This window comes from Sutterella sp. (genome assembly GCF_052272535.1).
Classification (GTDB): domain Bacteria; phylum Pseudomonadota; class Gammaproteobacteria; order Burkholderiales; family Burkholderiaceae_F; genus Sutterella.
On sequence record NZ_DAVZJY010000106.1, the window covers coordinates 1 to 8,039 of the forward strand.

Annotated in this window: 5 protein-coding genes; 4 read left to right on the forward strand and 1 reads right to left on the reverse strand. The window is 66.4% G+C overall.

The genetic code is table 11. From position 1 onward, the window contains the following. Window positions 1-213 precede the first annotated feature (213 nt). Window positions 214-2,067 carry a C69 family dipeptidase gene (locus ACT6Y9_RS06650; protein ID WP_443743945.1) on the forward strand — a complete coding sequence of 618 codons (1,854 nt, stop codon included), beginning with the start codon at window positions 214-216 and terminating at the stop codon, window positions 2,065-2,067. 228 nt (window positions 2,068-2,295) lie between these two features. On the opposite strand, the gene ACT6Y9_RS06655 is transcribed toward ACT6Y9_RS06650, so the two are convergent. Continuing rightward, entirely contained in the window at window positions 2,296-3,216 is a 921-nt protein-coding gene (locus ACT6Y9_RS06655; protein ID WP_295479249.1) for a manganese-dependent inorganic pyrophosphatase, read from the reverse strand. Between the two features lie 692 nt (window positions 3,217-3,908). Here ACT6Y9_RS06655 and ACT6Y9_RS06660 point away from each other — a divergent pair. Genes ACT6Y9_RS06660 through nrfD form a run of 3 tightly spaced genes read left to right on the forward strand, consistent with a single transcriptional unit; the run spans window position 3,909 to window position 7,998 of the window. Next, entirely contained in the window at window positions 3,909-6,527 is a 2,619-nt protein-coding gene (locus ACT6Y9_RS06660) for a molybdopterin-containing oxidoreductase family protein (protein WP_443743946.1), read from the forward strand. 20 nt (window positions 6,528-6,547) lie between these two features. Continuing rightward, on the forward strand, window positions 6,548-7,132 hold the full coding sequence (locus ACT6Y9_RS06665; protein WP_443743947.1) for a 4Fe-4S dicluster domain-containing protein: 585 nt from the start codon (window positions 6,548-6,550) through the stop codon (window positions 7,130-7,132). Then, window positions 7,129-7,998: an NrfD/PsrC family molybdoenzyme membrane anchor subunit gene (gene nrfD, locus ACT6Y9_RS06670; protein ID WP_443743948.1), complete on the forward strand. Its 870-nt coding sequence runs from the start codon at window positions 7,129-7,131 to the stop codon at window positions 7,996-7,998. The genes ACT6Y9_RS06665 and nrfD overlap by 4 nt, the downstream gene beginning before the upstream one ends. The last annotated feature ends 41 nt before the right edge of the window (window positions 7,999-8,039 follow it).

Sequence of the window (8,039 nt, forward strand, 5' to 3'; positions counted from 1 at the left end):
CTATAGTGGAGAAGGTCGAAGCGCGTACGGGATACACGAAGTAGTCCGCGCCGCGCTCAATTCGATGACTGCAGGCGTCTCCATTCGGCGGAGGCGCTTTTCCCTTTTGCAGGTTCCTGCAGGTTCTGCGAGCGGGAAAGGTGGTCGGACTGTTGAGCGCAGGTGACGGACCGGCGCCTTCGGCTTCACCACCACCCAAAAGGAGTACGGATTATGAATCTGAAGCTCAAGCTCTCCGCAATGGCGCTCTGCACCGCCGCGGCGGTTCTTTCCTTCGACGCGCTCGCCTGCTCGACCATCATCGTCGGCAAGGACGCATCGAAGACAGGCGAAATCCTCGTCGGCCACAACGAGGACAACGGCGGGCGCATCCTCACGGCCCAGTTCTGGGTCCCGCCCGCGACGCACCAGAAGGGCGAGATGATCGAGTACGAGCCCGGCAAGGCGAAGATTCCGCAGGTCGAGAAGACCTTCGGCTTCTACTGGTCGCAGACCTTCGACCCGACGGGCGCTTCCTTCTCGGACGGCTTCGTCAACGAAAACGGCGTCGTGATCGTCTCCAACGCCTGCACCGGCATCTACGACGACGACCGGCAGGCGTTGAAGGAAGGCGGCATCGGCTACGGCATCCGCCGCCTGATGGCCGAGCGCGCGGCTTCGGCGCGCGACGCGATCAACATCGCCATCGACCTCCTCGGCAGGTACGGCTACTTCGCGGACGGCCGCACCTACACGGTCGCCGACGCGAAGGAGGCCTGGCAGATCGCGATCCATCAGGGCAACACCTGGGTGGCGCGCCGCGTGAAGGACAACGAGGTGGTCTACATCCCGAACAACTTCATGATGGACAAGGTCGACGCGACCGACACCGAGAACGTGATCGTCGCGCCGGGCATGATCGAGCGCGCCATCAAGAACGGCCGCTACACGCCGAAGACCCCGGGCGTCTACAACGACTTCAACTACCGCGTCGCCGTGCAGCCGCCCGAGCGCCGCGCGGCCGACTACAACCAGTCGCGCAACTCGATCGCCTGGGAGAAGATCCTCGGCGTCCGGATCACCGATCCCGAAAAGTTCCCCTACAGCGTCGAGTCGACGAAGAAGTTCGGCGTCGAGGACCTGAAGGACATCCTGCGCTCGCACGAAAAGGAGATCGGTGCGGATCCGGGTTGGTACCACTACAAGGCCCTGGGTCTCTGCCGCCCGACTACGCACGAGTCCGTGGTTTATCAGCTGCGCGCCGACCCGCTCCTGACGGCCGGCTGGCGCACGCTCTCGCGCCCGTGCGAGACGCCCTACGTGCCCTTCTATCCGCTCGCGAAGCCCGCCAAGGACGCGGCCTTCCTCGACTGGCAGACCGCCACGGCCGAGCACTTCAAGGGCAAGCCCGAGCACTTCGGGTGGTCGGCCGACTGGCCCGTCTGGACCTTCGTCCATGCTTCGAACACGTTCGACTACCAGCGCGACCAGTTGAAGGAAAACTCGAAGTTCATCGCCGGTCTTGAGAAGCACTGGACGGCCGCGCAGCCCGAAGTCGAACGCCGCGCCGCCGAGCTCCTCAAGGTCTCGCACGAGAAGGCCGCGGAATTCCTGCACGACTACAACGCCGCGTCCTTCTTCGAGGCTGCGGCCAAGGTCTCGGCCCACACCGCCAAGGCCGCGCCTCACAAGATCGCGATCCTCGCCGACTCGATCGACCCGAAGAGCACGCAGACCGTGGATGTGGTGCTCTATTCCGACAAGACGCTCGACGCGGCGAAGGTGGATCTCAGCCGCACCTATGCTGGCGTGGGACGCGCCTCTATCGGCACGAAGGGTCTTCTGAGCCACCTCGCCAAGCCCGTGAAGAGCGAAGTGCGCGACGTGGACGGCGACGGCCTCAAGGACCTCGTCGTCTCCTTCGAACAGAAGGCGCTCTCCGTCTACACGCTCCCGGGCGCCGTCTTCGACCTCTACCTCTACACGTTCGACGCCGCGAAGAACCGCGTGTCGGCGATGGATGCGGTCCTGATCGAGACGGAAGGCTACAAGGGCGCGCAGAAGCGCACCGAGGGCGCCGACGTCTGACGTCCCGCCCGTTCCGCCGTCCTGATCTTTCCGGCCGGCTTCGGCGCCTTCGCCCGAATGAGGCCGCCCCGTGGGGCGGCGTCCGCCCGGGCGAAGGTCGTCGCCCTCCAGGCCGGAAGGCCGGAGAACCATGAGAAAAGCCCGCACGGACGCTGGGTCCGCACGGGCTTTTCCTTTCCCGTCGCTCTGATGTGAAGGGCGGGACGGGCTGCGTTTCAAGCCGGAAATTTAGGCCTTGAACGCGGTCTCGAGGTTCGGCACGACCTGCTTCTTGCGGGACATGACGCCTTCGAGCCAGATGTTGTCGCTGCCGAGGGTCTTGCCCCAGGCGCCGGCGATCTTCGCGGGATCGTCCGAGGCCATCAGCAGGAGGGAGCCCTCCTTCATGATGTCCGTGAGGAGGAGCATCGCGGTGTGGCGGCCCTCGGCCTTCATGCGGCCGAGCTCCTCGACGAGCTCGGGGATGCGGTCCTCGAGGAGCGCAAGGTCAACGAGCTCCAGCTGGCCGATGCCGACCTTGCTGCCCGACATGTTGAAGTCCTTGAAGTCGCGCATGATGAGGTCGCGCGCCGCAACGCCCTTGACGGCGGACTTGGCGGTGAAGAGCTCCATGCCGAGGGCCTTGACGTCCTCGACGCCGGCGATGACGGCGAGTTCGGCGGCGGCGGCGCGGTCGGCCGGGGTGCACGTGGGCGACTTGAAGATCACCGTGTCGGAGAGGATCGCGCAGAGCATGGCGCCGGCGATCTCCTTCGAGGGCGCGAAACCGAGGTAGTCGTACATGCGCTTGAGGATCGTGTTCGTGCAGCCCACGGGCATCACGACGATCTCGAGCGGAGCGGAGGAGGTCATGTCGCCGAGCTTGTGGTGGTCGACGATGCCCTTGAGCGTGCAGTCGCCGAAGTCGTCCGGAGCCTGGTTGAGGTCGGAGTAGTCGACGATGTACACGTCGCGGCCGGCGACCGACGTCACGACTTCAGGCGCCTTGAGGCCGAAGCGCTCGAGGACGAAGGCCGTTTCCGGGGCGGGCTTGCCCTGGGCGGCCGGGACGACGTCGAGGCCGCGCTTCTGATAGAGGTCGGCGCAGGCGATGGCGGCGACGATGCTGTCGGTGTCGGGATTCTTGTGACCGAGGATGATGGCGGACATGGGGTGAATGCCTTCGTGTGTGTTTTGCGCCGCTTGCCCGGAGGGCGGACCGCCCCGGGCGCCGCCCGCGCGCACGCGCCGGCCGGGCCGCCCGAAGCCGTCGAAAGTCGTCCGAAGCGGCAGGGGTTTTTCGCAATGCCCGACATTCTATGTGATGCGGGCGGCCCCGGGGCGGGCGCCCGCAGAGCGCCGCACCGGGTTGGGGTCCGCCCGAGGGCGCAGCGCCTGCTTTTTCCGAGCTCCTGTGGGCGTGCCGACGCAATCAATAGGCGACGCCTATCAATTAATCCATATTGTTCATGCATCACGCATGGGCGCTAGGGGAAGACCCTTTGCCGTCTCCACGCGGTATGGACGCGCCAACGCGGTGATGGGCCTGAAGAAATGTTTTGAGAACGGAAGGCGGTTCTTCGATGCGTTGTTCCTGTATGGAATAGCGCTCGGCGGATTCCGAGGGTTTCCCCTTTGCGCCTTTCGGCCGATCCGGCCTCATCCTTCAAAACAGATCGTCGGGCGACCTCCTTGAGGCGACCCGGACGACGAATAAAAAAGACAACACCAATCAAGCGGCCGTCTCACAAAAGGACCTCTCGGAAGGGTCGATGAGAAGAAGCAGAGCTTCTCTCGTCGGCATTTCCGGGAGGTCCTTTGCTTTTGTGGACGGGGCGCCGCGGGTTGGAGGAGACCCCAAAATGGAAAAGAAAACAGCGCAGGACCCACGTGGGCCGCTGCTCACCCGCCGTTCCCTGATCGGTGCGGCGGGCGCCGCCGCCGGTTCGGGCATGTTGGGCGCCTCGCTCTGGACGGCCGCCGACGAAGCCGCCGCGAAGGAAGTCGAGGCCCTGAAGGCCGACGGCTGGGAGGCGCACCCGACCGCCTGCATGATCTGCGGCGGCTACTGCGGCCTGCTCGCGATGCACAAAAAGGGCGCTCCGGTCTCGCAGGAGACGGTGCGCATCATGCCCAACCCGGGCCACCCGCAGCGCGGCTGCTGCGCGAGGGGCGCGCAGGCCATGTGGATGTGGAACCATCCGCTGCGCCTGAGAAAGCCCCTGAAGCGCACGGGGGAAAAGGGTGAGGGGAAGTTCGAGGAGATCTCCTGGGACCAGGCCCTCGACGAAATCGCCGCCCGCGTGAAGACGATCGTCGAGCAGGACGGCGAGCGCGCCGTCTCGATGACGTCGCACAACTTTTCCGGTCTGCAGCAGTGGCTCGCCGCTCCGTTGGGAACGCCCAACATCATCAGTCACTCCTCGACGTGCAATTCGGCCTCGGTCGCCGGCCGCCGCAAGGTCTTCGGCAAGGGCTTTGACGGGGCGGGCAAGGTCGAGCCCGACTACGCGAACTGCCGCTTCCTCCTCTGCATCGGGCGCACGCTCAACTGCGCGATGGGGGTGGCGGCCGTCTTCGGCCGCGCGCGCGAGCAGGGCGCCAAGCTCGTCTTCGTCGATCCCCGCATGCCCGAAGGCGCCTTCACGGGCGCCGAGTGGGTGCCGATCCGCCCGGGCACGGACTCCGCGCTCATTCTCGCGATGATCGGGATCGGTCTCGGCGAAGAGCTTGTGGACTTCGAGTTCCTGCGCAGGTGGACCAACGCCCCGTACCTCATCGAAGCGGGAACGCGCCGCCCGGTGACGGCCGGTGACCTCATTGCCGGCGCCGCGGAGGACGCCTGGGTCGTGATGAACCGCGCTGACGGCGCCTTTGCACCGATGGCGCTCGTGAAGGACGCCAAGGGCGCGGTGGTCGGGTTCGACGAGCCCGTGAACGTTGATCCAGAGCTCGACTATTCGGCCCGCGTCACGACGACGGACGGGCGCGTGATCGAGGTCGAGTCGTGCCTCCACGCCGTCGCCGCCGCCGCTCGCGCGATGACGCCGGAGCGCGCCGCGAAGGAGACGAGCATTCCCGTCGCGACGATTGTGCGCCTTGCGCGGAGCTTCTTCACCGAAGGCGGCGTCTGCGACGACGGTTGGTACGCGTCGAGAAACGGCAACGACACGAGCGCCTATGCGCTCATGAGCATGCTCAATCTCTTCACGGGACGGATTGATCAGCCGGGCGGCTTCGTCGTCACTCAAGGGGGCGGCTTCAAGGGACCGGGCTGTTCGCAGTCGGGCGGCAAGGGGAAGGGGCCCAACGGCCAGAGCTGGACCAACAAGGACGTCAAGGCCCTCGACAAGGTCTACTACCCGGAGGGGTCCGGGACCTACTCGGCGATCTTCGAGGCGATTGAGACCGGCAAACCCTATCCGATCCGCGCGGCCTTCATCACGGGCACGACGATGTTCCACCGCGAGGCCAACTCCGAGCGGCTCGCGAAGGCCCTGAAGGCGCTCGACCTCGTGGTCGTGCAGGACATTCTCCCGCACGAAGTGATCGACTACGCCGACTACGTTCTGCCCTGCACCTTCTTCCTCGAGGCGCACGAGTATGGCGGCGTGAAGTGGGCCCTCAACGGAAACGTTCAGTTCTCCGGCGCCGGCATCGCCCCGCCCGAAGGGTGCGAGGCGCGCGAGGAGATCTGGCAGTTCGCCGAGATCCTGCGACGCGCCTTCCCCGAACGCGCGGCCGAGCGTCTCGGCTACGCGAAGGAATTGAAGACCCGCGACGAATTCAAGGCCTGGTACCGCGGCATGATGGATGCGGCCTGGGAGAAGTTCATCGCAAAGAAGAACGCCGAGAAGCCCGGTGAAGGCGACCGCATCGCCGCGGACGTCCGGGCGCACGGCTGGAGCGAGACGGCGAAGAAGAAGTACGGCGTTTATCCCTACAAGAAGCCCTTCGGCACGCCGACGGGCAAGGGCGAGATCATCTCCTTCCTCTTCGCATCGAAGTACGAGTCGAAGGGGGCGTCCGGGCTTTCGGACTTCGAGGCGCCTCCCGCCTACAAGCTCCCGAAGCCCTTCTCCGACGAGTTCTATCTCGTCTCCGGCAAGGACAGCGCCTCGAATTCGGGCGTCGCAATGTTCACGTGGCCGACGAAGTTCCTCGGTGACCGCACCGTCTGGATGAATCCGGTCGATGCCGAGCGCCTCGGGATCTCGACGGGCGACATGGTGGAGCTCACGGGCCTCGACACGGGCGCGAAGGGCCGCACCCGCGTCACCGTCACGAACCGCGTGATCGCCGGGTCTCTCTTCAGTCACGGCTTCTCCGGGGGCGTGCGCACCAAGCGCAGCCTCGGCGCCTACGAGTGGACGCGCGAAGGCGTCAACTCGCACTGGTTCGCCACCGGGTGGCGCGAACCCGTCACCGGGTCGCTCGCCAACAACTCGTCCGTGCGCGTCGTGCGCATCGGGCGCGACTAGGTCCGTGAGGAGACTAAGCGATGACTGAACAAACCAAAAAGCTCGCGCATCTCTTCGATGCGACACAGTGCGTCGGGTGCTCGGCCTGCATCGTCGCGTGCGCGCAGACGAACTACCCGGAGATGCTCAACGATGAAAACACCGGCTGGGGGGCGCTTCCCTCGAACATCCGCCGGGTGACGATCGAGACCGCCCGCCGTCCGCGGCAGCTTCTCGTGCAGTGCCAGCAGTGCGACGACGCACCCTGCATCAAGGTCTGTCCCTTCGGCGCCAACTTCCACGACCCGGAGACGGGTCAGGTGAAGACCGATCCGAAGCGCTGCGTCGGGTGCGGGTACTGCGTGACGGCGTGCCCCTACGACGTGCGCTGGCTCCATCCGACGAAGGGGCTGCCGGTGAAGTGCATGGGCGAAGGCTGCGAGAAGCTCGTTCAAGCGGGCGAGTCGCCCGCCTGCGTTGCGGCCTGCCCGGTGTCGGCGCGCGCCTTCGGCGACGTGAACGATCCCGAGAGCCCAATCTCCCAGCGTCTTGCCCGGTCGCGCGCCGAGCGGCTTCTGCCGCAGAAGGGCACGCGTCCCAACTTCTTCTTGGTGGTGCAGAAATGAATCCGCAGTACTTGGAACTCACCGCCCAGGCTTCGACGAGCCACTGGGCGTGGACGATCGCCTTCTTCCTCTGGTTCGTCGGCCTCTCGGGCATGGCGCTCTTCCTGAACGTCTGGCTGAAGAGCCGCCGCGTCTTTTGGATCGCGGGCGGTGCCGCGATCGCGGGCACGCTCCTCGTGCTCTCGCACCTGGGGCGGCCCCTCAACCTTCCCGTTGCGGCCTTCCACGCCTTGACGCAATGGTCCTTCAATTTCTCGAGCTGGATGTTCATCGGCATCTGCCTCCTCGCGGTGCTCTGCATCGCCGTCGTGCTCGAAGGCCTCCTCATCCGCTGCGGCCGCGCCGCGCAGGTGGAGATCCCGGCCGTGCGCTGGGCGAACGGCGTCCTGGGCGTCGCCGCCACCGCATACTCCGGGTTCCTCCTCACCGAGGCCGCGGGCGTGCCGCTCTGGAACACCACCGCTGTGCCGGTCCTCTGGATTTTCTCGGGGCTCGCCTGCGCCGTTGGCGCGGCGGAGATCCTCGCCGCAGCGGGGAAGCTTGAGGGCGGACATCCGTCGTGGCTTCCCGGGACGGCCTGGGGCGTGCATGCGGGCGAAGTGTTCGTGCTCTTCGCCTTCCTTCAGTCGGCGCTCTCCGGGACGCCGGGCGCCGCCGCGGGCGCGCAGACGCTCCTCTCGGGCGGTGCGTCGCTCCTCTTCTGGTTGGGCGCCGTGGGTCTCGGCATCGTGCTCCCGTGCCTCTGCGGGCTCGTGAGGCACGGCCGGACGGCCGCCGTGATCGGTGGGCTCGCCGCCGTGATCGGCGCTCTGGCGCTGCGCGCCTCGGTGCTCTTCGCCGGGTACTTTGATCCGGTGATCATGTAGTCCCTTCCGGGGCGGGGCGGCCGTTTCAGCCGCTCCCGACC